This window comes from Aurantimonas sp. A2-1-M11, from assembly GCF_036549475.1.
Lineage (GTDB): Bacteria > Pseudomonadota > Alphaproteobacteria > Rhizobiales > Rhizobiaceae > Aurantimonas.
The window spans coordinates 64,192-88,336 of sequence record NZ_JAZHLI010000002.1; the positions used below are offsets into that span (position 1 = coordinate 64,192).

A 24,145-nucleotide genomic window follows, 5' to 3' on the forward strand; every position below is an offset into this window, starting at 1 on the left:
CGCAACAGCGACCACCCCGAAGACCGGCCATCTCTTAAACCAACCACACCCACCCAATCACACCACAGCCGCCGTGCGGACACGGCGGGAGGAGAAGCTATGACCAAAAACACCATTCCGAACGGCATTTATCGGCTCGAATTCGAAAGCCGCTCCATAGAAAAAGAACGAACCGATCTAATCGCCATGGTGATTGACGGCGATTATAAGGGATATCAGGTTCCAGAAGTTCTTTACTCTGACCGCTATCGGTCGTCATCGTCTAGCGCGAACCGTGCTAAGCGGCACATCTACAGCGAGATTTTCGGAATAAACCTTGAGCGGGACGACCCGGAAAACATGCTTTTCTGGCCTTTCATCGCCGAAATCTTGGGGGAGCGCATCGTTTCTGTATCGAAAGACGCCATGACGCACATGCCGGCGGGAACCGCCTTTCAGAAGGCATGGTGCCGGCGCCACGGTTGGGTCAGTGCCGACATGGTGAATTCATGAGCGCCGAGATCAACGGTTTCGGTCTCGTCATCTACCATGACGGCGCCAGCACCATCTGCGGCTTCCTCGACGGCTCGCCGGTCCTTCAGCCCGTGCGCATCGAGGCGACACCTACCGGCCGCAGGATCCGGTTTTCCGAAGGGAAGGGCGAGCTTCGTCGCCTGGGCGACGTGTTCGTCGCCGACCCCGACCTCGCCGGCTTCGTCGCCGCTGCCATCAACGAGAAGCTTGCGGGAGATGGAGGCCACCAATGAGGATCAACCACCTGGAACGGGTCGCGTCCAACCCGGCGAAGGACGTGAAGGCGCTGGCTGTGTTCGACCTGGAGCTATCGGACGACTGTCGCATATACGGGCTCCGGCTAATGCGAGCCCCCGACGGGCGGCATCTCGTCTACGCGCCATCAGGGAATGGAGGTCGCCGTCTGGCGACCTTCTCCACGGCACTCGCGGCAGAGATCGCTGAAATTGCAGCATCTGAAATGGAAAGGGCGAGTAACAGCCATGGCACCTATTCCCGGACGTAATCGGACGGCACAGGCTGACACGCTGTCGCCTCTCGACATTCGGTTGGCGCTTTTCGCCAACGGCTATTTCCCTGTCCTCGCCCGTGGCAAGGCGGCTGGCGGCAAAGGATGGACGACCCCCGTAACCGGGCTGGATCAGATCACCGCACTGACGGAGGATCACCCCCGGCATGTCAACACGGGCCTCCTATGCGGCGATCTCGTCGGGATCGACATCGACGCACTGGATCCCGAAACAGCCGACGCACTGGTCGCCATCGCTGAAGGTCTACCCGGGGCCAGCGCCGCGCTCCGCAGAGTTGGCAAGGCGCCCAAGGTCACATTCCTGTTCCGCGCCGAAGTGGCAAGGGCAAAGGCGGCAACCAAGCCGTACATGGTCAACGGGTTGAAGTGCCAGGTGGAAGTGATGGGCGATGGTCAGCAGATCATCGCTTTTGGCGAACATCCCGATACGGGGCGCCCCTACGAATGGATTGGGGCCTCGCCGCTGGTCGTGCCGTTCTCCGAGTTGCCGGTCATCACTGCAGAGGCGATCGACGCGTTCGTTGCCGAGGCCGAAGCGTACCTGTCAGAACGAGGAACACTGATAGGCACGGCCGGCCCCGCCAGGGTGCAACCGGAATACGAGCCAACGGCACAGCGCGCGCCGGCTGGTGACGGCATATGGGCAGAACTGAAATCCAGAGCCATGGCCAATCTGGGCGCTTGGGTTCCCGCCCTTGGCCTGTCTGGCACTCGGCCCTACGAGGGCGGGTTTCTCGCCCGCGCCGACTTCCGCCCGTCTACGTCATCCAGGGGGCTGAGCGGTCATAAGCGCGGTCTGTCGCTGTGCTTCTCGCCGGACGGAATCGTCGACTACGCTGCGGGAAATCAGGGCTATAATCCCGTGGACATCACCGCGACCGTGCTTGGCATCGCTCCGGCCGAGGCGGCAGATTGGCTGCGATCGAGGATCGGAGACGAGCGTCCAGCCTTCGACAATTCGGCGAGCCGCACCCTGCTTGCGTCCGTAAAGTCGGGGCGGAAACCCGCGCTCGTCGCAGCAAACGATAACACCCCGATCATAGAAGATGAGGATGACGACGACGAGGACGTTGGAATTGCCAGCATCCCCGAAGCTGACGCTGGCGGCTTGCCAGAAGCTCTCTGCTTCCCGCCCGGCGCCGTGGGCGAGTTCGCGCGTTTTATCCTGAGCTGCGCCCGGTTCCCATCGCCGCACCTTTCGCTTGTCGCCTCACTGGCGTTCACCGCTGGGCTGATCGGGCGTCGCTACAAAGGCCCGACCGGTTTGCGGAGCAATCTCTACGTCGTCGGCCTCGCCGAGTCCGGTTTCGGCAAGGACGTGACCATCCGCGTTCCGGCTGCGCTTGCAGATAGCACGCTTCATGGTGCCAAGGTGTCGGAGGCACTCTTCACCGACCAGATCCGAAGCCTTCCGGGGCTGGCGGGTAGGCTGCGAAAGGCGCCGTCATGCATCGCGGTCGTGGACGAGTTCGGGCGCTTCCTCGCGGACCACACAGGGCGCAACGTGGCCACCCATCGGGCTGAGGTCACGACGTCCCTTATGGAGCTGACGGGAGCCACAGCCGGGTTCTGGGGCGGCCAGGAGAAGGCCGGCGGAAACATCCCCCGCATCGTCCAACCGTGCTTTAGCATCCATGGCATATCAACCCCGTCGACCTTTTGGGGGGCACTCTCGAGCGGGAACATCTCGGAAGGTCTGCTGGGCCGCCTGGTCCTCGTCGACGTCGGCAATTGCGAACCCAAGAAGGTGCGGCGACCGGTCGGCAGTATCGATGACATTCCGTCGGACCTGTCTCGAAAGGTCGCTGCGCTGCTAGGCGGCGAGTCGAGGTTCCCTGGACCATTCTGCGCCCTCTCCGCGAAGTCTGACGAGAAGCCGTTCCCGGTCGTCACAGTCGAGTGGGATCCTGGCGTCGACGACTTGTTTGAGGAGTTTGACGACCGGATGCGGGCGATGAAGAAATCCATCGATCCGCAGTATCGGCCCATCCTGAATCGCGTTGGCGAGAATGCCGCCCGCCTCGCCATGATCGTTGCAGTGGGCTGCGCCCCTAAAGCGCCCGTCATCACCCGCGAAATCCAGGAATGGGCGAACGCGGTTGCCGAGCACTCCCTGCGCGTGATCTTGAATGGAGCCGATATGAACATCGCTGACAACGACAAGGCGCTCGAATACCTCAGAGTCCGGCAGATCATCATCCGAAAGAGGGGCAGCGGGATAACCAAAAAGAGCCTCGTCAAGGCGATGCGCGGCGCGATCGACACCCGCCGGATGGACGACATTACGAAGATGCTGCGTGTGAGCAGGGAGGTCCACTGGGCGCGGGCGCTTGCGGACAGTGGTCAGACGAAACTGCGCTATTGGGCTGCCGGCAGCCTGCCAGAAGACGCGATAATTCTGCCGCCCGAGTAGTGGTGCAAGCCAAGGCAAAAGGGCGGTCCAAGGCGGGGTAAAGAGGGGGTACAAATCCGGAGTTTCCATTTTTCCGAGGGACTTTTTGACCCCCCTCTCGGAACCGCCTTGAACCCGGCCTTACCCCCCTCTTTACCCCCTCTTATAATCATAATAAAATAATAATATCATGTAGTTAGATAAAGAGGGGGTACAGTTGTTGGCAGGGTATACCCCAGAGGCCGGTTTAGCGCCTGTTTTTGGGGTCGGTCACGCGCACGCGGGCGCGAGGCACCCCATTGGCATGCCCATCCGCCGGGCCGGGGAGTTGCTGAAACAGATCGAGCCGGGGCAAGGGGCAAGAGACGGTAAACGGGGTGCCGCCACCGATACCCCGTTTACCCGCACCCAAGCCGCCACCGACGCCGGCATGTCCAAGCGCCAGCAGGTGACAGCCATGCGGGTAGCCAATGTGCCGGACGACGCCTTTAACGCTGCCGCCGAAACGAAAGGCCGGCAACCGTCACACAGAGATCTGCCCCACTGTCACATCCAAAGTTCGCTTGGACCACCCGAAAATACTATATCTAGTAGCGTATGGCGCTCAATGCACCAAGGGGAGTGGTAACCGTGATTGTTCGTGTAGAGAAAAAGGGCGACCGGACCATCCGGCACGAGATCGACCCGGCGCAGGTCGATAGCCTCGACGAGATCGACGGAAACGAACAACTGGCTCTCGTCTGGTGCGAGACCCACGAAAAATGGGAATGGCACTGGATTGATCTGGTTGACCTCCAGTGAGGATCCGCAGTTCGCACAGAGCTCAAGGCGGCCCGTGCCCCGGCAAGGGGCGGGCACCTGCGATGACTCGAGACTTTTACCTGCCGTCCTCCGGCGTCACCGCGCTGGATCGCTTCATCGCCATGTCGCGCGGCGAGTTTCCCCCGAACTTCCGAACGCCGGCCGCCGCCAACGACAACCTGCCCTCATCCCATTCACGGAAGGCGACCCCTTGAGCCGAACCCCTGCAGAGCACCGCGTGGCGATCCAGAAGTGGAGCGAAACGGCGCCGAAGAATGATAGCGCCATCCTCCCGCGTGCCGGGCGATCGACGGGGCGCCATGCATCGATCGGCGATCAACTCCAGGCGTTGCTCGCCTGGCGCAATCGCCCTGATGGAATAGCCGAGGATGTCCCGGCCGAACCGGCATCGCCCATCAAAACGAACTGGCGCACCATTCCGGCGAACGACAATCGTCGACCGGCCGATGGCGTTGGAACCGAACGCGCATTGGAGATCACGCCGTCCTTGGGCGAGATCGAACGGTCGCTAGAGCACGTCGACATGATCGAGCAGAGGCGTAACGGGAAAACGGAATATGTCGCGACGGGCGGCGACATTGATCGCGCCACGAAAGAGGGCGGCCCGATCGTCCGCATAGGCAAACTGCACTTCAGCGACGGCACGCAGATGGAGCGGTGCCACATCCTGGTCGAGGATGGGAAGGTCATCGAGGGCGAGGTGGTGTTGCCGGTGGGCGCCATGCTCAACACTCGCGTCAAGTCTTCGCGGGATAAGGGATCGGCGCGGGATCCGTCTGAGACTGCAGTGAGCAACAGATATTTCGCCAAGACGCTAGGAGCCAGACGAGTGAAGCCGCCGCGCCTTCTGGCCAAGCGGCTAACCGGTGCCCGCACATCGAAGGCCCAGGATCGCGCGGCGCTTGCCGCAGCATACGATGCAACGCCGGCGCTGCCGAAGATCAGGCGCTATCCCAAGGGTCTGCCTGCTTTTCCGACAAACATTGCGGATCTTTTCCTCGGGATGAAGCGGGGCTTGAGTCCCGATAACTCCGCGATCTCCTGGGAAGGCGCCGCCACCGCGATGGAGGATCGCAACGCCTGGGCTGCAGTCGTCGCGGCGCTTTCCGACGAGCATTTCGAGACGCTGACGGCGACCGCATCGGCCACAACACTTCGCCAGCTCGGTGAGGCGCGAGGGTATTCCGGCAGGGATGCGACGGCAGCAGGACGGCGACTACTTGTGGCTGCCAACGACAATCTGGCAGATGCAATGAAGTTGGCGGAACAGCATTAGCCAACTGGTGCCCCTATACAGTGAATGGGTCGCAAGATGACCCACACTGTTCCGTGCGCTTAGCGACGGACGCCCGGCTATGCTGACTTCGGGTTAGCCTCTGAGCCGTGGCGTAACTATTCACGGTGGGCACCGTCTCTGCATTGCATGCGGCCACCGTCCTCATTCACCCGGCGCGTCTCCTCCGCGACTGGTGAAGCCCGGCTCCTGCTTATGGCGGTTGTAGCCGGGCGCTTTCTTCATGCGGGGTAGCTCAGCCAGGTAGAGCGGCGGCCTCATAAGCCGCAGGTCATCGGTTCGAATCCGGTCCACCGCAACCAACCGCACAAGGGCAGACACACCATGGATAGCGAGCGACCGCGACCGCCCTACAGGGCGTAGCTCAGTTGGTAGAGTACCGGCCTTGGAAGCCGGGAGTCGTCGGTTCGAGTCCGACCGCCCTGACATCGGCTCATCTGGCCAGCGTGAGCACATGCGAATGCGCCGCTCCTTTGCGGAAGTTGGCCCCTCATCCATGTCGGATACACCCACCCGCTACCAGGTGGCCGGCACGGCGGCGCTTGCGTCCGTCCTGTGGTAGCCGGGCCGTGGATGCCGATGCCCCGTAAGAGCATCGCCGGGTGGCTGGCAACCGGTAATCAATTCATAGGGGAGAGTAGCATGCGCGCAACCGCACACCGTCTCGGCCTTGGCGAGTACACGGCGGATGGCGCCTTCTATGCTCGCGTGGATGGCAAGAACATAGGCGAGGACGGGCGGGCCTTCTGGCCCACGCGCTCTGATGCACAGGCTGCTGCCGATCGCTTCTTGCTTCGCCTGAATGAAGGTCATGGTTGATGATGACCACCTACATCCACCCACAGTGGGCCGACGTGCTGGCGCTCGTGCTGCTGTATGTCGCGGGTTAGCGGCACGCCACGCACCACACCGCGAACACGCTATAGCGACCAGCGAAGCGACGAGGCCAAGGCATGGCGCCGCTTATACGGCACGGCACGATGGCAGCGCATACGGCTAGCCAAGCTGGCGCAGGATCCGCTGTGTGAGTGGTGCCTAGAGCAAGAGATCGTCGAGGCCGCCACCGAGGTGCACCACGCAGATGGTGGGCATAAGGGCGACATAGACAAGTTCTTCACGGGCCCATTCGTCAGCACGTGCCGCCCGTGTCACTCGTCGAGAGGTCAGCGTGAAGACCTTGGGCAGACGGTGGTGACGTTCGGGCCGGATGGGTATCCGATACAGTAAGTGAGGCTGATAGTAAGTAATCATGACTATATGTGACATTTGAGCCACATGTGACGCATCCGTCATGTGACAAAAATGTACCACCGATGCAGATCGGCCACATGTGGCAAGAGTGCCACGGGGGTGGGTCGCGGGACTGGAGCGACTCCGGCCCGCACCGGCGCCCACCATCGGAACTAACGCTATTACAGTTTTTTCTATAAGGTCGGAAAATGGCGCCACGTAAAGCGCGAATCGATAGCTCGACTGAGGCCGTGCGCGTCATGGCTAAAGCATTATCAGAGATTTTGCCTCCAGACAACGTTCCACTGGACGACGGTGATATTCCGTTCTTCACAAACGTGATCGCAGAGTACGCCCGGTCGGAGTGGTCGCCGCACCAGCTAGAGATCGCCGCGATGCTCGCGCGCACAATGGCAGACCTTACGCGGGAGCAAAAGCTGCTGCGTGATGAGGGTGGTGTTGCGTACTCTGAAAAGGGCACGCCGGTCGCAAACCCGCGCAAGTCAATCGTACAGATGCACGCTAGTTCGATTCTTTCATTTCGACGCTCGTTGTCTCTTCACGCGCGCGCGCAAAGCGGCGAGGCGAGGGACGTGGGCAAGCGAAGGGCGGAAGCCAAAGATATCGAGGGTGACAACCCCCTTGAGGACGATCTGCTGGCGCGTCCGGGGTAGTGAAATGGCGGAAAGGGCGACGACGAGGGGCGAGCGCGTGATAGCGTTCATCGAGCGCTACTGCATCGTTCCCGAGGGAACGCTACTCGGAAAGCCAGTTCGGCTTCTCGACTTTCAGAAGCGTTTCGTTCTTGACGTTTACGACAATCCGGTCGGGACTTCACGCGCATACCTTTCGATTGCTCGAAAAAATGGTAAAACAGGCTTGATCGCCTGTCTTCTTTTGGCGCACATCGTCGGTCCTGAGGCATACGAAAACAGCCGCATCGTCTCTGGCGCTCGCTCGCGTAAGCAGGCGGCCGAGGTCTACGGCTACGCTTCAAAAATGTTCATGATGCAGCCGGAGTTTAAGAAGTTAGGGCGGTGCATTCCGTCCAGCAAGACAATTCTCGGGTACGCAAAGAATGTCGAGTATTGCGCGATTTCCGCTGAGGCTGCGACGGCTCACGGCGGGTCGCCCATTCTCGCCATCCTTGACGAGGTTGGCCAGGTCAAGGGGCCGACTGACGCCTTTGTGGAGGCGATTGAAACTTCGCAGGGCGCATACGAGGGGAGGGCGATGCTATTCGCCATCTCCACGCAGGCGGCAACCGACAACGACCTATTTTCCCGCTGGATTGACGATGCTGAAACATCCAAGGATCCGCGCATTGTCAGCCACGTCTACACAGCGCCCAAAGAGTGTGAACTAGAGGACGCGGACGCATGGGCCGCAGCCAATCCCGCATTAGGTGTTTTTCGCTCCACTACTGAAGTGGCGGACATGGCTCGCCGCGCATCGCGCCAGCCAACGGTTGAATCCAGTTTCCGCTGGCTTTTCTTGAACCAGCGCATTGACGCTACAGCCCCATTCGTGTCGCCTTCGATTTGGAAGGCGTGCGGGGCGGCGACAGTTGCTGATTTCGCAGGCTTGCCTGTTTTCGGCGGGCTGGATCTTTCCGAGGTAAATGACCTTACCGCGCTGGTCCTGATGGCGCCCGACGCAGGCAAGTGGCACGTGCGTCCGACATTCTGGCTTCCTGGCGAAAACCTGCGCCAGAAGGCCAAGGATGACCGCGTACCTTACGATATTTGGGCGCGGCCGAATGAAAACGGCGACGTTTTTCTAAACACCACTCCCGGCCCCACCGTCGATTATGAGTTTCTGGCGCATCACCTGTTCGAACTGAGCCAAACGGCGGATATCCGCAAGATTGCCTTTGATCGGTGGAACTGGCGTCACTTGAAGCCGTGGCTACTTAATGCGGGCTTTGAAGAAGCCCAGCTTGAGGGTGATGATGCCATATTCGAGCAGTTCGGCCAGGGTTATGCCTCGATGTCGCCGGCCTTGCGCTCGCTTGAGAGCCTGATCCTGAACAAGACGATCATGCACTCGGAGCATCCGGTCCTGAATATGTGCATGGTCAACGCCACCGTCAAAACCGACCCGTCCGGCAACCGGAAACTCGACAAGTCGAAGGCGCGTGGGCGCATTGACGGCGCGGTTGCCCTCGCAATGGCTGCGGCCGTGGCAGGCACCTACGAGGACAATTCAACCCCGAAGTCCCCCTGGGACGATCCGTCCTTTAGCTTGGTGGAAGCATGAACATATTCGGATTCGGCGGGCGAAAGTCTGACCCACCCGCCGCGCCTGAACAGCGTGCGGCGACCATTGAGAACCCAACGGTTCCAGTGAGTGCGGAGAACTTCCTTTCGTTCTTCGGCGTCAACGGCAACAATCTGCCGAGCGTCACGATCGATAGCGCGCTCACGGTTCCTGCCGTGTGGGCGGCGGTATCGTTCCTGTCTCGCACGCTGGCGACGCTCCCCCTTCATGCGTACCGCAAGACGGACGACGGCCCGAAGCGGCTGACGGGCAAGATGGACCTCGTGGTCCATGGCGCCCCGAACGAGGGAATGGATTCCTTCAAGTTCCGTCAGTACTTTTGGCAGCAGGTGTTCACGGGCGGGCGCGGGCTGGCGTGGATTGAGCGCACGCCGCAGGGCGTCGAGGCCATCTGGCCTATCGATCCGACGAATGCCACCATCAAGCGCACCGGGATGCGGACGGTGTATCAGGTTGACGGCAAGGAGTACCCCGCCGCTGACGTGATCGACGTACCGTTCATGCTGAAGCCGAACGGCCTCAATCATTACGGCCCCATCGTTTCGGCGACCAAGGCCATTCAGCTTGCGCTGGCGATGAACGATTACGCCAGCAACTTCTTTGCTGGGGGCGGTGTGCCACCGCTTGCCCTGGTTGGGCCGCTCCCTGCCGGCGCGGATGCTATCAAGCGTGCGCAGGCTGATATCAAGCGGGCGATCGACGCCGCAAAGGGCAACAGCGAACAGGTTTTCCCGATTCCTGCTGGTTACGAGTTGAAGCCGGTCGGCTTTGACCCGGACAAAGGGCAGATGACGGAGGCCAGGCGGTTCCAGATCGAGGAAATAGCCCGCACATACCAGCTTCCGCCCGTATTCCTTCAGGATCTGACGCACGGCACGTACTCCAACACGGAGCAGCAAGGCACCATCCTTGTGAAGCACCTTGTCGGGCAGTGGGCGCAGGCGTTTGAGGGCGAGCTTAACCTGAAGCTGTTCGGGCGCACTAGCGGAAACCGCTACGTGGAGCACAACCTGGACGGACTCATGCGAGGCGATCTCGTGGCACGTATGGGCGCACTTTCGCAGGCGGTACAGAGCGCAATCCTTGAGCCGAACGAGGCGCGGGCGCTCGAGAACAGGCCGGCGCGCCCGCATGGCAGCCAGTTGTTCATCCAGGGCGGCACTGTGCCGCTCGCGATGCAACAGAAGGCCGCCGAAGTCGATACGGGTGGTGTTGTGCCGCCGCCCGACAACGATAACGACGAAGACAACGAGGCTGACGCCGCATCATGACCGAACTTGAAAAACGCGGCGGCGGCCTTGGTGTCGAGACGCGGGCAACGAACGGCAAAAAGACGCTGGTGGGCTATGCCGCCGTGTTCAACAACGACACCACTATCGGCGACTATTTCGTCGAGCGGATTGCGCCCGGTGCGTTCAGACAGGCGCTTGGCGGGGATATTCGTGCACTCGTCGACCACGACAAAGGCAGGGTGATCGGCCGCACCAAGAGCGGCACCCTGCGCTTGTCGGAGGATAGCCGAGGGCTACTCGCGGAGATTGATATCCCCGACACGGCAGACGGACGAGACCTGTGGACACTGGTCGGGCGCGGCGACATCAGCGGCATGAGCTTTTCTTTCCGGGCGACGAAGCAGTCGTGGGACGAAACCGGCGATCTGCCAATCCGCACCGTCGAGGCGGTCGAATTGTTCGAAGTCTCTGCGGTGGCTTTCCCCGCCTATGAGGGCACGACCCTTGCCGTTCGCGCGCTTGAGGCCGTCCGTGCCGAGGCTGAGGAAGTCTTGGCAGAGGAACAGCGCAGGAAAGACAACGCAGCCGCTGCAGCGCGCCGGGTAGCCGAGCGACGTATGCAGCAGGAGCAAAAGTTTCGGGGCTTCCGGCAGGGCGCCTCGTAGTCACCCGGCGATGCCGGAGGGCGGGCGAAAAGCCCTGCCATTTTTCCCCAATGCCCGCCACTGAGCGGGCTTTTTAGTTTGGAGAATGTGAAGTGAATCTCAACGAGATGCAGGAGAAGCGCGGCCGCCTCATGACTGAGGCCCGAGAAGCTCTGGACGCGATCAAGTCGAATACCGACGAGGCCCGCTCCACCGAACTCGAGCAGCGCCACGACACCATCATGGCCGACTTCGACAAGGTCGAGGGCATGATTGCCCGCGAGCAGAAGCAGGCCGACATCGAGAAGCGCCTTGAAGAGCGGGCTGCCGAAGAGCGCGCCCGCAAGCGCCCGAACGGTGGCGACGGTGAGGCCCGTGGCACCGACGACGGCGAGAAGCTGGATTATCGTTCGGTCTTCTACAAGTTCGTCTCGCGCGGTGCCGATCTCGGCGAGCTTGAGCCGGAAGAGCGCGCCATCCTTCGCAGCGGCGTCCAGCAGAAGGCTGAATTCCGCGCGCAGACGACCTCTGCGGCTGCTGGCGGCTACACGGTTCCGACCGAGCTGGCCAACGTGATCATCAAGTCTATGAAGGCTTGGGGTCCGATGTACGACGCGAACACCGCGACGGAGATGAACACCTCGAGCGGCAACCCGCTCACCATCCCGGCCGTCGACGACACCGCCGTGACTGCTGAGCCTCACACGGAAGGCGCCGCACTGACGGACGATGGCGGCAAGGATGTGACGTTCGGCCAGAAGACGCTGAATGCCTATGTGTTCGACACCGAGTTCGTCAAGTTCTCGATGGAGCTCGCGCAGGACAGCATCTTCAACATGGAGTCGCTTCTCGGCGAACTGCTTGGCGAGCGCCTTGGTCGTATTGCCAACCTGCAGCTTACCGTAGGCACCGGCTCCAACGCGCCTAACGGTGTGGTTACGGCGTCGTCCCTCGGCAAGACTTCGGCAGCGGTCGCGGCCATCACGGCTGACGAGATCATTGACCTCGTGCATTCGGTTGACCCGGCATACCGCTCGGCACCGAAGGTTCGGTTCATGTTCAATGACGCGACGCTGGCGGCTATCCGCAAGCTGAAGGACGGCGACGGCAACTACCTGTGGAACATGGGTAACGTGCAGACTGGTGAGCCGGGCGCCCTGCTTGGCTACCGCTACAGCATCAATCAGGCGATGGACTCTCTGGCCGCCGCCAAGAAGGTGATGCTGTTCGGTGACCTCGGCAAGTATTTTGTCCGCAAGGTCGGCTCGCCGGTTATCGGCGTGATGCGCGAGCGCTTCTGGCCGGATCTCGGCATCGCCGGTCTGATCCGCTTCGACGGTGAGCTCGGCGACACAGGCGCCGTCAAGCACCTGATCACTGCCGCTGCCTAATTTGGCAATGAGTGGGCGGCTTCGGTCGCCCACTCTCCCCACAGCCGGTCGCAGGAGACACCATGAAAATCAAGATGACCACCAGCATGGCTGGAGTCGCTTTCGCGCTGTCGCCTGGCGACGAAACCGAACAGTTCGGAGACGCGGAAGCAATCCGCCTGATTGAGGCGGGCTATGCCGTTCCGGTTGCCGAAGATGTGACGGAAAAGGCCGTCAGGCGCCCCGTCAAAGAGAAGCGCGGCTAATGTGGTATCCGGCTTCCATTACCACAGCAGCGGAAGCGGAGCCGGTTACTGTCGAGGAGATGAAGCGTCAGCTTTACATCGACCACACCGACGACGACCCGATGCTGACGCGACTAATTTCAGCAGCCCGCGACCATGCTGAACGGTATTGCGGGTCGCGGTTTGCCACTCAGACACTCACCATCAAGTGCGATGCCTTTTCCGATATGGCTCGCCTGCCGGAAGGCCCGATCCAGTCGATTACCTCGATTGAGTACGTGGACACCGATGGCGCCGATCAGACGCTGAGCACGGATGTCTACGAAGTGCGCGCGGACGGTCTAGATACTGCCATTGTGCGAAAGCACGCTCAGCAGTGGCCCACCCCGCAGCACGGATCGCGCATTACGGTTACGGCAGTTGTCGGTTACGCGACCGTCCCGCCTGCGGTAAAGCACGCGATCATCCTGTTTGTCTCCGACAGCTACGAAACTCGCGTTCCAGCCGCGATGGCTGACTGGACGACTTTCGATTCCCTTCTCTGCAATTTCCGCATGGGCGCCTAGCGCGCAATAAGGACGACACAAGATGGTTGACATTACAGTTACCGCAAGCTCCGTTGTTGCGGGCAGCAATGCCAGTGTCGAGCGCGGCACGGCTGGCGTGGCCATTACGGCCGGGCAGGTGGTCTACAAGAACGCGACCACGAGCAAGTATGAATTGGCCGACAACGACAGCGCCACGGCTGCGGTTCGCGCGCCGGTCGGCATCGCCCTGCACGGAGCCGCGCTGAATCAGCCGCTCGCGGTGCAGAAGGCTGGCGACATCACGATCGGCGCCACGCTTACGGCGGGTGTAGCCTACTATTTGAGCGCGACGCCTGGGGGCATCTGCCCTGTGGCTGACATCGCGAGCGGCGACTACGTGGTGCTGATGGGCCTTGCGAAGTCCACCACTGTGCTGGCGATCGATATCCAGGCGAGCGGCGTGGCGCTGTAAGCAGCCATGAGACCCCACACCACCTTCCTCCGCAATTTCGACTACCGTCCGCCAAGCAAGCCCGGCGTGACGATCGCCTACAAGGCCGGCTGGTCCGGCTTGATACCGCGCGCGCACGTCGCCGCTGCCCGCCGTGCAGGAGCTATTATGGAGGCTGACGATGGCAAAGCCGACTACAGCCGGCCAACTGAAGCACAGACTGTCGTTTCGGTCTCCGGTTAGCGTCCCTGACGGCTATGGCGGCACCACAGACGGCTTTGCGGAGCAGTTCGTGGTGTCGGCGCGCCGGCAGTTCCTTCGCGGATCTGAGGCCGTCCAGGCGGCACGGCTTGAAGGCAGGCAGCCTGTCATTCTGACAGTGCGGCGCTCGCCTGACACGGAGACGATCACGACGGACTGGCAGGCGGTGGATGCGCGCGAGGGCACGGCGTATCAGATCCGGTCTGTAGAACCGACAGAGGACCGGGCTTGGCTTGATATGCTCTGTGAAAGCGGGGTGGCTCAGTAGTGGCGACGAGTGTGCGCGGGCTGAAGAGCCTAAACCGCAAGCTTGCCGCCATACCGAAGGAAGTCCGTCGCGAAGTCCGCAAGGCGCTGGAAAAAGGCGCCTATCAGATTGCCGACACGGCCTATTCCTTGGCGCCATCCGATTCCGGCGATCTCAAGCGGTCCATCGGCTACACCTTCGGCAAATACACGGCGGCAAACTCCAACGTACGCGGCGTGGGGGCCAGTGGCACCATTGTAGATAGTGACCTGAGCGTGACGGTTCACGCTGGTGACGCCAAAGCTTTCTACGCGGCATTTATCGAATTCGGCACGGCGGGCCATGCACAGGGCGGCAAGTTCGCCGGCACATGGCACCCAGGAACACCCCCACAGCCGTTCTTTTATCCTGCCTATCGCCTTCGCAAGCGGGGCGTGAAGGCCGGCATCAGTCGCGCCGTCAAGAAGGCATCCGTGAAGGTGGCTAAGTCATGATCGGCCCACAGATACAAGGCGCGGTTTATGCCGCCCTGACGGCTGCCGACGTGGCAGGCGACCGCGTTTATGACCGCCCGCCTGCCTCGCCGGTGTTTCCATACGTCGTGATTGGCGACGAGCAGGTGATCGACACGAGCGGCACGTGCGGCGAAGCCTTCGACGTGTTCGTTGACGTACATGTCTGGTCCCGCGCCTCGTCGAGTGCCGAGGCCAAGACGATTGGCGCACAGGTTGCCGGCACGCTCGCTACGGAACTGACGATAGCGGATTTCCGCGTCGTGATCGGAGCGCTGGAGACGGCGCGCTACCTGAAAGACCCGGATGGTATCACGACGCACGGCGTCATCACCTTCCGGTACGCGGTCGAGACGACATAGCCGCAACCCACCACCATCCGCACCACCACAGCCGCTCCACCGGGGCGGCTTTTCTTTGACTGGAGAAGACCATGGCCCCGGTACAGACCGTTTCTGGTAAAAAGCTGCTTGTTCAGATTGGCGACGGCGCATCGCCGGAAGTGTTCGCCGCTGACTGCATGATCAATGCCGAGCGCGGAATTTCGTTTTCCGTCGATAGCAACGACTTCGTGATTCCCGATTGCGACGATCCAGATGCCGCAGGCTGGAAAGAGCGGGAAGTTGACGGCATGTCGGCCACCATCACGGGTGCCGGCATCCTGCACACGCCCAGCTTCCAGACGTGGTTTGATTGGATGGCATCGGCCGCCCCGAAGAATTGCCGCGTGATGCTTGATGTCGGCAGCGCGGCTGGCGGCGGCTACGTTGAGGGCGCGTTCTACCTGACGAGCTTTGAGAGCTCTGGCGGGCGGAATGACAAGGTGACGGCCAACGTCACGCTCGAGAGCACCGGCGTGATGACTTGGACGGCTGCCGCGTAATGGCGCACAAGCACGGCACGGTGGTGCTTGAATGGGCGGATGGGGAATACCCCTTCCGCCTAAGCCTCGCTGAAATGGGCGAACTCGAGGACAAGCGCGACAAGGGCGTCTGGACGCTCCTCAAGTCGCTGCGGGATGCATCCTGCCACACGAAGGACGTTGTGGAGGTTGTGCGGCTTGGGCTGATTGGCGGCGGCATGTCGCCCGTCGAGGCCATGCGCAAGGTGCGGTTTTACTGCGAAGAGCGCCCGATCGAGGAAAGCCGGATTATCGCGTTCGGCATTCTAGGCGCGTCCATGTCCCGACTGCCAGGCGACAAGGGTGAGGAGGCTTCGTCCGACACGGGGGAAGCAGAGCCGGCGGGGACGACCGACTCGACCTCGCCGGCATCGTCGGAAGCGCCGCAGCCATCGGAGTGACGGACCCGCTGTCGATGTCTCTGGCGGAATGGGGTGCAGCGGCAAAGGGCTGGATGAAGGCGAACGGATCGGAGTCCGTCGAGCCGCCTAGCGAAGCCGAGTTTGAGGCCATGCTGGCGAGGGCGCCGCGCTAAGCGCGGGCTCTCTGTGCCGCGCTCCCATGGAAGATATTTATGGCAACCGACATTGAACAACTCGTCGTCCGCATTGATGCGAATATCAATGGTATGCGGAAGCAGATGGGGAAAGCCGAGCAGGTAACGAACCGGAGCTTTGGCAGGATTGAGAGTCGCGCCAAGAGGATGTCGGCCAGCCTGAACAGCACCTTTGCTGGGATGGGTACGCGGCTTATCGGTGCGTTTGCTGGTGTGGCGGCGGTGCGGAGTGCTAGTGAGCTAGTCGATGCGTCGATCCGCATTCAGAATGCCTTGAAGGTCACGGGGCTTGCCGGCGAGGAACTGACGAAGGTTTACGATAGCCTGTTCGCCAGCGCACAGCGCAATTATGCGCCGCTGGAGACACTAACGACGCTCTATTCCCGGCTGGGTTTGGCACAGAGCGAACTAGGCGTCACCACCGGCGAGATACTGAACTTTACCGACAAGATTGGTCTGGCACTTCGCGTTCAGGGCACGTCTGCCGCAGAGGCACGCGGTGCCCTGATCCAGTTGACGCAGGCGCTCGGTGGCGGCGTTGTCCGGGCGGAAGAATTCAACTCCATCCTTGAAGGCGCGCCGACCATCGCGCGGGCCGCTGCGGCTGGCCTTGAGGAGGCTGGCGGCTCGGTCGCAAAGCTTCGGTCGCTCGTCATTAACGGCGAGGTTTCTTCTCAAGCGTTTTTCCGGGCGTTTGAGGCCGGCGCCGGCATTTTGGAAGGCCAGGTCGCCAACGCAGAGCAAACGGTTAGTCAAGGCTTTGTCCGGCTGCAGAATGTTCTAATCGATACGGCGGGCGAACTTAACGAAGGCTCCGATGCGAGCGAGCGTCTTGCTGGCGTACTCGATACACTCGCAGATATTGTTGAAAGCACCGACTTTTCGCCTGTCATCAATGGCATTATCAATGTCGGAGATGCTGCTGTCAGCGTCATTGGTTCGATCACCAGCCTCGCCAGCGAGATTGGCCGGCTGTCCGGTATTCAGGACGCATTCCAGAACCGCATCTCACGCGACGAACTGTCCAAGAATTTCAAGGAACAGATTCGGACGCAGCTTGGCGGCGGTAATGAGCGTATCGAGGATGCGTTCGACCTAACGCGCGGCACTGGTGAAGGATTGGCCGAGCGTGGCGGGCGGGTAGCGCCGAAGCCGGCGCCAGTCATCACGCCGGTCTCACTGTCCGATTACGTCGCACCTGCAAAGCCCGTAGGCGGCGGGGGCGGGCGAGGCCGAAGCGGTGGACGCTCCCGTGGCGGCGGCGGCGGCGGCGGCGGATCTGGTTCCAACGACTACGAACGCGAAATCCGCCAGATCAAGGAGCGCACCGCCGCACTCCAAAGTGAGACCGTAGCCATGGCGGGCCTCAATCCTCTCTTGGAGGATTACGGCTTTGCCAAGGAAAAGATCACTTCGACGCAGGAACTGCTGACGGCAGCCGAGCGCGAAGGCATCAAGGTTACGCCCGAAATCAGGGCGAGCATCGAGAGCCTGGCGGAAGGCTATGCGGCGGCATCTGCCGAGGCTGAAAAGCTGGCGGAAAGTCAGGACAAGGCCCGTGAGACGGCGCAGGATATGCGCGATCTTGGCAAGGATATCACCGGCGGGTTTATCTCCGACCTTCGCAACGGCGCAAGTGCAGCCGACGCGCTGTCCAACGCGCTGAGCAAGGTGGCCGACAAGCTTCTGGATATCGCCCTCAACAGCCTCTTCAGTAGCGGCGGTGGCGGCGGTTTCGGTGGTGGAATCGGCGGCATCATCTCGAGCATCTTTGGGGGCTTCCGCGCAAGCGGCGGGCCTGTGTCATCCGGCAAGGCTTATGTCGTCGGTGAGCGCGGCCCGGAGCTCATGGTGCCGAGTAGCGCCGGGACGGTGATTCCGAATGGCGCAATGGGTGGGGGCGGGGGGCGCAACGTCCACGTCACGGTCGGCGTCGATGTCGACAAGTCCGGCAACCTGACGCCGTTCGTCACCAGCATTTCCGACCAGCGGGCGCAGATCCGTTCGCAACAGGCGATGCAGCAATCCGCTAGCCAATTTCCGCAGCTTCAGCAGGACCGGCAACGGCGAAAAGGGTAGGCATGGCAACGGCATTTCCATCCGGCCTGATACCGCAGTCGGTCATGTTCGACATCGAAAACGCCTCCCGGTCGGGGGGCGTTTCCACTAACGGTCTGGAGCAGATAGTCGGTTCCGGCGCGGGCAGGTGGCGCGCTTCGCTTGGCGGCATCTATGTGCGGACGAACGCGCAGGTGCTGGCGTGGCGTGCGTTCCGGCTGTCGCTTCGCGGCAGGACAGGAACGGTGCTTGTATCGCCGTTCGACGGCAAGCGGGTGAACTGGCCGAAGGATGCCTATGGGCGCGCCCTGCACCCCGGCTTTACGCGCCGTCGTCATTTGGACGGTACGATATACGAAGACCCGGAGATCCCGACCGAAAGCGAAGTCAACGCGACATTCGCAGCGGCAGCCGCCCGCCGCGCAACCACGGTTCAGATTGCAGTCAGCCAAGGCGAAGCGATCAAGGCGGGGCAATACCTTTCCCCGTCTGAAGGGCGCCTGCACGTGGTGGTCGGTGTCATCAACTCGACGACGTTCTCAATTGAGCCGCCCCTGCGCGATGCCGTGACGCTCGGCCAGGCCGTCAACTTCACTCGCCCGACCTGTGAAATGCGCCTGATGGATGACGGCAGCGGCGGGCTCGATTTGCAGCTTGCGCGCACCGGCATGGTGTCGATGGACTTTGTGGAATCTGTTTAGCGATCGGTACTGACTATGGCTGACTTCTCCGCACTGCAGGAAGCCGCGATTGCCGGCAAGGTCGTCCACCTCGTCAATCTGGTGGAATTCTCCTTTGTCGAGAGCACGCGGCGCGTTTGGAATGGTATCGGGGTGCTGGATCTGGACGGCCATGAATGGCTCGGAACTGGCGAGCTTGGCTCGATTTCGTCCATCCGCTTTGGCGAGAACGACGACGCCGAACAGGTTACGTTTTCGCTATCCGGCGTTGATCCTGAATTCGTGACGCTGGCACGTGCCGGTGACAGCGTGCGCGGACGGGACGTGACGATCTATGCGCTGTTTCTGGATAAGGAAACAATGCAGCCGCTCGGCGAAAAGTGGGTCGTCCGGCAGCTTATCATGGACACGATCGGTTACGGTGCCAAAGGCCCGTCCGAGCGATCCATCAGCCTGAGCGCGGAGTCCATTTGGACAACGCGTAATCTCGCGGCGTTCGCCTATTGGTCCGACCGTGATCAGCAGGCACGCTTTCCGGGCGACCTGGGCTGTCAGTTCATTCCGACGCTTAAAAACAAGCGCCTGGCGTGGCCCACTTTTTGAATGGACGATCTAACGCAGTTCCTGCGGCGGGCGGCAGAGACGCCCTTCGATTGGGCGTCGACGGACTGCCTGTCGTGGCTCGGCGAGTGGGTGGCGGTTCGCCACGGCATCAACCCGCACGCCCGATACCGCGACCGCTACGCCACCCGCACAGGCGCTTACCGCCTGATAGCCGAACACGGTTCACGTCAAGGGCTCATAGACGCCGCTGTGGCGCCGTTGGGGCTTCTGCGCACCGACACACCGCAGCGGGGTGACATCGCGCTCGTTGACGCCCCTGAAGGCGAGCTTGGCGCGATCGTGACGGGCACCTTCACCGCCTGCCTTGAGCAGCGCGGGCTTCGCTTTAGGCGCCGTGCAGATGCGCCGATCCTCGCAGCTTGGAGAGTTTGAATGCTGCGACTTGCTCGCGCCGCGCTGGTCTCTTCGACCGTTCTGGCGTCGCTGACCTTTGTGACTATCCCGGCGAATGCCGATCCGATCTTCATGCCGATCGCACTGGCGGCGTTTCAGGCCGGGGCGAGTGTCACGGTTGCCAATGCCATTATCGGTGTCGGCGTGCTGGGCTCGATCGCCTCGACGGTCGGTACGATCGCGCTGGGCCTCGGCGTTTCCTATGTCGCGTCGCTGTTCAACCGCCCGCAACAGCCGAAGCCGAGTGACGGGCAGGTGGAATCTCGGCAGGCTGTCCCGGCTCGCGTCTGGCATTACGGGCGGATGAAGGTGGCCGGGCCGCTGGCGTTCTACGAAAGCCGCGACGGCAGCCTGTATAAGGCGGTGCTGATTTCGTCTCGCGAGATCGACGGCTACGAGCAGCTATTCCTCAACGACCGGCCCGTCACCACGGACGCTGGCGGCTCAATTGGCGAGTTTGGCGCCGGCGGCGATCTGAAGTGGATCGACATGTTCCTCGGCACAGACTCGCAGGCCGCATCTAGTCGCCTCACCAGCGCGTTCTCCGAGTGGACATCGGCGCATCGACTGCGCGGGACCGCCTACCTTGTCGTCAAACTGAAGGCGCCGGGGTCGGAATATTTTCAGGAGGTCTACCCCTCCGGCGAGGATCAGGTTTCGGCGCTCATCAGAGGCGCAAAGGTCTACGACCCGCGCAAGGACTCGACGGTTGCCGGCGGCAGCGGATCGCACCGGCATAGCAATAAAGCGACATGGGAGTGGAGCGACAACGCCGCGCTAGTCATCCTTGATTACCTGACGCACGAGGACGGCTATTCACGAGCCATCGCGAAGATGGATCTGCCGTCTTTCATCGCGATGGCGAACCTTTGCGACGAGGCGGTCCCGCTGGCGGCCGGTGGCACAGAGCGGCGCTACCGCGTCGCAACGTCCGTCACGCTCACGGAGGCACGTAAGGACGTTCTGGCCCGGTTGCTGGAAGCCTGCGACGGTCGTTTGTTCCCGACGCAGGACGGCAAGGTTTCGATCCGGGGCGGCAAATGGGAGGCGCCCACTGTCACGATCGACGCGGACGCCGGCCACATCATCGAGACGAACTTCGCTCCGCCGGATGCGATGTCGCGGTTCAATGAATTGTCGATCCAGTATCTCGATCCGGCGCTCGGCTATATCGAGAACGAGGGCACCCCCTGGCAGGATGTCGACGACATCGCCGCTACCGGACAACTTGTCACTGTCCCAGCAGACATGGTGCAGGTTCCTTCACACAGCCAGGCGCGGCGCCTCGCCAAGATCCGCATGGCCCGCGAGAACAGCGATTGGGTCGGCGAGATCGCTGCCAACCTTGCCGGGCTCAATGTCATAGGCGAGCGGGTGATCACGCTGAACTGGCCGGAGTTGAACATCAACGGCCCGTATTGGGTCGAGGGCGGACCTGAGATTTCGCAGGACTGGACTGGTGTTCGGCTATCCCTGCGTTCGGCCAATCCGGCGTCCTACGACTGGACAACGGCGGAAGAGGGCACCTCCACATCGGTCCCGCCCGACACGGCACCCGACTTCAGCTTGGATCCGCCAACAATCACGCTTTCGCAGATTGCGGGGCCGGCTATACGGGCAGACTGGACGCCAAGCCAGGCGCTCAACCGCAATTACGAAGTGCAGTACCGGGCGGACGCCGGCGCTACCTATACCGCCATGACGGTTGCCGAAACGCGCGACAGCGCGGAGAGCGGCGTGGTTGCCACAGGGCTCTATCAGGTCCGAATTCGCATGAATGCCGGCGTTGCCGCTACTGGCCCCTGGTCTGCCGATTATCCGATTACCATCACCTAGCGAGGCAGCAATGACCGACACCATCGTGACGGAGCGCCCGCACTCCGCGATTATCCGCGTCTGGCACGGCGAGGACTGGTACGACGCCCTGCCGCAGCTCGTGGACAACGCCGGCCTGCCGTTCGATGTGACCAGCTACACGCTGGAGCTTTTCGCGCGGCCGACGCTCGATCATTCGGTTTTGCTCAAGCTGCTTTCGTCGACAGAGGGCACGATCCGCAAGGAAGACCCGACGCTCGGGCTGGTCAACTTCTATCTGCCCCAATCCGATGTGGAGGCCAGCTTGCCAGTCGGTACGTGGGAGCAGTTCTTCCGCATCACGTGGGTTGATGAACTGCTTGGCGAGGTCTCCAAAATCCTCTGGACCGGCAAGATCATCGTGTTCCCGGCGAACGACGCCGCCGCCTGAAGCATCCCGACAATTCGCTGACTGACTGGCCCGCCTTGAGCGGGCTTTTTCATATCCGCAGCCCGGAGCACCCCATGTTAGAAATCCGCCCGTCCAGCACGTTGACGGTTCCCTCCTTCGCGTCTCGCACCGTCAATCTTGATGTTGACCTGGGTGCACTGGCAATCCGCTACGTGTTCTCCACCACCATCACAGACAGCGATCCGGGTAACGGCAAGCTGCGGCTGTCTGCTACCCAGCAGGACGCTGCGCTGACGGTCCGCGCTGATACGCTGGATGTGAACGGCGCTGACGTGACAGGTATCCTTGACGCCTTCGATGACAGCACGAGCGCGACCAAGGGCGTCCTGCGGATTTACAAGGTCAGCGACCCGACGAAATGGCTGGTTTTTGATGTGACTGCGCTCGCTTCGCCAGCGGGCTATCGTAACATCACGGTCGAGAACATCGCCGCCAGCGACACCAGCCCGTTTGCGGACGGCGACATGGTTCTGCTGTCGTTCCAGCCGGCAGGCGACAAGGGGGAGGATGCGGTACTCGATACTGAAACGGCCGAATACGTTCCACGTCCCGTTACCGCGCCATTCTATGTCCGCAACGTCGGCGACTGGATGCGGCAGACAAAATACCTGCGGGACTTTGCGCCGTCGTCCACGGAGCCGAGCGATTGGAGCGAGACGCTTCAGACGGCGGTCAACGAGACGATCGACGCCGGCGGTGAATTGAACATACCGGCTGGACTGTACGACCTCGGCACGGAGGTTATTGCCGACGTGTCCGCGAATTCAGGCGTACCCAGCGTTTCGCGAAAACGGCTCAATATCAAAGGCCAAGGTCAGGGGAATACGGCCTTTCGCACCACTGTGGACGGCATGAATGCACTACGCTTGCTGGGCGACAGCGTCACTTCTGGCGGCCACGGTTACTGCGAGTTTTCTGATTTTTCCTTCGTCGGCGGCTCCCCAACTTCGCGCACGAGCTTTGGTCTCGCCGTCGAGGATATGGCGTATGCCAGGTATCGAAATCTGAGCTTCCACAACCTGTTCGTCGGCTTAACTCTGACCGGGGCGCTATCGAGTACGTTCGACAATCTGATTTTCAACGAAAGCACCAAGGGCGTCTCCAGCGACGAGGGCCCGGTCGACCCGAATGCGAACATCTGGATCGGCTGTCAGTGGCGAGCCTGCACCACTTACGCCTTCGATGCATTTACGACGATGTCGGGTACTACGTTCCTCATGCCGAGGATTGAGAACTGCGGCACGCACGGCAATGCTGCGACAGGCGGCTTTAACTTCCGCTCTACCGGCGCGACCGGCGAAGTGGCGGCCAATATCTTCGGTGGCTACATCGAAGGAAACGGCGGCGGATTCGACATTCAGATTGCCGAGAGCGCAGGCCTTCGTGCCGTGCTCAACGTTTACGGCGGCGACTTCCGAAGGATCCGAAGTGACAGGTACGTCACCACCAACATCAAGACAGGAGGAGACATCGATCTCAATCTGTACGGTGTCGGCTTCACCAACGCCGGAACGTACGCGGCGGACGCTGCAAGACCGTTCCTGACCCTTTCGGCTGGAACAAGGCTTCGGGACAGTGGATGCCGCTGGGGTGGCGCTACAGGCGGCCCGACGACGGGACAGTCGATGCCCTATGCGGGCTTCGTCCAAGGAACCCTTGGCGCATCTGTGACCGGCATTCTTCCGAATGGGTGGACTGTGGCGCAGAGCGGGACGGGCATCTTCGTTGTCACCCATAGCCTTGGACACTCCGACTACGCCGTCAGCGCGACCTGCAATGCCACGTCGGATCGAAGCGTGGTGCGTGTCGCGAAGGCCGCCAACACGTTCAGCGTAGTGCTGGCGGCTGGCGCCACCAAGGTGGATGACGACTTCAGCTTCCAAATGTCGGTGCTGAAGCCGAGATCTTAGTTGCCTTCCGGAAGACCCTTGGTGTCCGGCCACGAAACGGCAGCCCCGACATCGATAGGCGGATCCTCAGCTTTCCAGGGGGGACATGTTGCTGCACGTCGCCTCACTTTCAGTGCTTCAGCGATTCCTGCCAAGAACCGTCCGCCAAGCCTTGCGGAGGAACTGGAATACAGGGGTCGGTAGGGCGTGCTCCGCCTTTAGCTTCAGA

Annotated in this window: 27 protein-coding genes and 2 tRNA genes; all 29 read left to right on the forward strand. The window is 61.7% G+C overall.

All coding sequences use genetic code 11. From position 1 onward, the window contains the following. Positions 1-99 precede the first annotated feature (99 nt). A complete protein-coding gene (locus VQ042_RS01215; RefSeq protein WP_331814610.1) occupies positions 100-492 on the forward strand; it encodes a hypothetical protein in 393 nt (130 codons plus the stop codon). Next, positions 489-746, forward strand: a complete 258-nt coding sequence (locus tag VQ042_RS01220; protein WP_331814611.1) for a hypothetical protein — start codon at positions 489-491, stop codon at positions 744-746. Before VQ042_RS01215 ends, VQ042_RS01220 begins: the two co-directional genes overlap by 4 nt. Further along, positions 743-1,018 carry a hypothetical protein gene (locus VQ042_RS01225; protein ID WP_331814613.1) on the forward strand — a complete coding sequence of 92 codons (276 nt, stop codon included), beginning with the start codon at positions 743-745 and terminating at the stop codon, positions 1,016-1,018. Before VQ042_RS01220 ends, VQ042_RS01225 begins: the two co-directional genes overlap by 4 nt. Next, positions 996-3,455 (forward strand): bifunctional DNA primase/polymerase, encoded by a 2,460-nt coding sequence (locus VQ042_RS01230; RefSeq protein ID WP_331814614.1) that lies wholly within the window; start codon positions 996-998, stop codon positions 3,453-3,455. Before VQ042_RS01225 ends, VQ042_RS01230 begins: the two co-directional genes overlap by 23 nt. A 609-nt stretch (positions 3,456-4,064) precedes the next feature. After that, positions 4,065-4,235, forward strand: a complete 171-nt coding sequence (locus VQ042_RS01235) for a hypothetical protein (RefSeq protein WP_331814615.1) — start codon at positions 4,065-4,067, stop codon at positions 4,233-4,235. Between the two features lie 238 nt (positions 4,236-4,473). Continuing rightward, positions 4,474-5,532 (forward strand): hypothetical protein, encoded by a 1,059-nt coding sequence (locus tag VQ042_RS01240; protein ID WP_331814617.1) that lies wholly within the window; start codon positions 4,474-4,476, stop codon positions 5,530-5,532. Between the two features lie 242 nt (positions 5,533-5,774). Further along, positions 5,775-5,852 (forward strand) — tRNA-Met (locus VQ042_RS01245). A gap of 51 nt (positions 5,853-5,903) precedes the next feature. Further along, positions 5,904-5,976, forward strand: a tRNA-Pro gene (locus VQ042_RS01250). 216 nt (positions 5,977-6,192) lie between these two features. Beyond that, positions 6,193-6,369, forward strand: a complete 177-nt coding sequence (locus VQ042_RS01255; protein WP_331814619.1) for a hypothetical protein — start codon at positions 6,193-6,195, stop codon at positions 6,367-6,369. A 620-nt stretch (positions 6,370-6,989) separates the two neighbouring features. Further along, entirely contained in the window at positions 6,990-7,454 is a 465-nt protein-coding gene (locus VQ042_RS01260; RefSeq protein WP_331814621.1) for a terminase small subunit, read from the forward strand. Between the two features lie 37 nt (positions 7,455-7,491). Further along, positions 7,492-9,039 (forward strand): terminase TerL endonuclease subunit, encoded by a 1,548-nt coding sequence (locus tag VQ042_RS01265; RefSeq protein ID WP_331814623.1) that lies wholly within the window; start codon positions 7,492-7,494, stop codon positions 9,037-9,039. Beyond that, positions 9,036-10,331: a phage portal protein gene (locus VQ042_RS01270; RefSeq protein WP_331814625.1), complete on the forward strand. Its 1,296-nt coding sequence runs from the start codon at positions 9,036-9,038 to the stop codon at positions 10,329-10,331. Before VQ042_RS01265 ends, VQ042_RS01270 begins: the two co-directional genes overlap by 4 nt. Further along, positions 10,328-10,957, forward strand: a complete 630-nt coding sequence (locus VQ042_RS01275) for an HK97 family phage prohead protease (protein ID WP_331814626.1) — start codon at positions 10,328-10,330, stop codon at positions 10,955-10,957. The genes VQ042_RS01270 and VQ042_RS01275 overlap by 4 nt, the downstream gene beginning before the upstream one ends. A 92-nt stretch (positions 10,958-11,049) precedes the next feature. Next, complete coding sequence (locus VQ042_RS01280; RefSeq protein WP_331814627.1) at positions 11,050-12,327, forward strand: phage major capsid protein; 1,278 nt, start codon at positions 11,050-11,052, stop codon at positions 12,325-12,327. 62 nt (positions 12,328-12,389) lie between these two features. Then, positions 12,390-12,572 carry a hypothetical protein gene (locus VQ042_RS01285; protein WP_331814628.1) on the forward strand — a complete coding sequence of 61 codons (183 nt, stop codon included), beginning with the start codon at positions 12,390-12,392 and terminating at the stop codon, positions 12,570-12,572. Then, entirely contained in the window at positions 12,572-13,117 is a 546-nt protein-coding gene (locus VQ042_RS01290; RefSeq protein ID WP_331814629.1) for a head-tail connector protein, read from the forward strand. Before VQ042_RS01285 ends, VQ042_RS01290 begins: the two co-directional genes overlap by 1 nt. Positions 13,118-13,139: 22 nt before the next feature. Beyond that, entirely contained in the window at positions 13,140-13,550 is a 411-nt protein-coding gene (locus tag VQ042_RS01295; protein WP_331814630.1) for a hypothetical protein, read from the forward strand. A gap of 160 nt (positions 13,551-13,710) precedes the next feature. Further along, a complete protein-coding gene (locus tag VQ042_RS01300) occupies positions 13,711-14,058 on the forward strand; it encodes a head-tail adaptor protein (protein ID WP_331814631.1) in 348 nt (115 codons plus the stop codon). Beyond that, positions 14,058-14,531 (forward strand): HK97-gp10 family putative phage morphogenesis protein, encoded by a 474-nt coding sequence (locus VQ042_RS01305; protein WP_331814632.1) that lies wholly within the window; start codon positions 14,058-14,060, stop codon positions 14,529-14,531. The genes VQ042_RS01300 and VQ042_RS01305 overlap by 1 nt, the downstream gene beginning before the upstream one ends. Next, positions 14,528-14,911: a DUF3168 domain-containing protein gene (locus VQ042_RS01310; protein ID WP_331814633.1), complete on the forward strand. Its 384-nt coding sequence runs from the start codon at positions 14,528-14,530 to the stop codon at positions 14,909-14,911. Before VQ042_RS01305 ends, VQ042_RS01310 begins: the two co-directional genes overlap by 4 nt. Positions 14,912-14,982: 71 nt before the next feature. Beyond that, positions 14,983-15,432: a phage tail tube protein gene (locus VQ042_RS01315; RefSeq protein ID WP_331814634.1), complete on the forward strand. Its 450-nt coding sequence runs from the start codon at positions 14,983-14,985 to the stop codon at positions 15,430-15,432. Continuing rightward, positions 15,432-15,851, forward strand: a complete 420-nt coding sequence (locus tag VQ042_RS01320; RefSeq protein WP_331814635.1) for a gene transfer agent family protein — start codon at positions 15,432-15,434, stop codon at positions 15,849-15,851. Before VQ042_RS01315 ends, VQ042_RS01320 begins: the two co-directional genes overlap by 1 nt. Positions 15,852-16,024: 173 nt before the next feature. After that, positions 16,025-18,085 (forward strand): tape measure protein, encoded by a 2,061-nt coding sequence (locus VQ042_RS01325; RefSeq protein WP_331814637.1) that lies wholly within the window; start codon positions 16,025-16,027, stop codon positions 18,083-18,085. Positions 18,086-18,129: 44 nt separating this feature from the next. Beyond that, positions 18,130-18,765, forward strand: coding sequence for a hypothetical protein (locus VQ042_RS01330; protein WP_331814639.1), 636 nt, complete (start codon positions 18,130-18,132; stop codon positions 18,763-18,765). A 15-nt stretch (positions 18,766-18,780) separates the two neighbouring features. Continuing rightward, positions 18,781-19,347 carry a hypothetical protein gene (locus VQ042_RS01335; protein WP_331814640.1) on the forward strand — a complete coding sequence of 189 codons (567 nt, stop codon included), beginning with the start codon at positions 18,781-18,783 and terminating at the stop codon, positions 19,345-19,347. Then, the gene (locus tag VQ042_RS01340; protein WP_331814641.1) at positions 19,348-19,740 is read left to right on the forward strand and encodes a DUF6950 family protein; all 393 of its coding nucleotides are present in this window, start codon (positions 19,348-19,350) and stop codon (positions 19,738-19,740) included. It abuts the gene before it with no gap. After that, entirely contained in the window at positions 19,741-21,597 is a 1,857-nt protein-coding gene (locus tag VQ042_RS01345; protein ID WP_331814642.1) for a hypothetical protein, read from the forward strand. A gap of 10 nt (positions 21,598-21,607) precedes the next feature. Then, positions 21,608-22,006 (forward strand): hypothetical protein, encoded by a 399-nt coding sequence (locus tag VQ042_RS01350; protein WP_331814644.1) that lies wholly within the window; start codon positions 21,608-21,610, stop codon positions 22,004-22,006. Between the two features lie 74 nt (positions 22,007-22,080). Next, positions 22,081-23,937 carry a hypothetical protein gene (locus tag VQ042_RS01355; protein ID WP_331814645.1) on the forward strand — a complete coding sequence of 619 codons (1,857 nt, stop codon included), beginning with the start codon at positions 22,081-22,083 and terminating at the stop codon, positions 23,935-23,937. Positions 23,938-24,145: the final 208 nt, after the last annotated feature.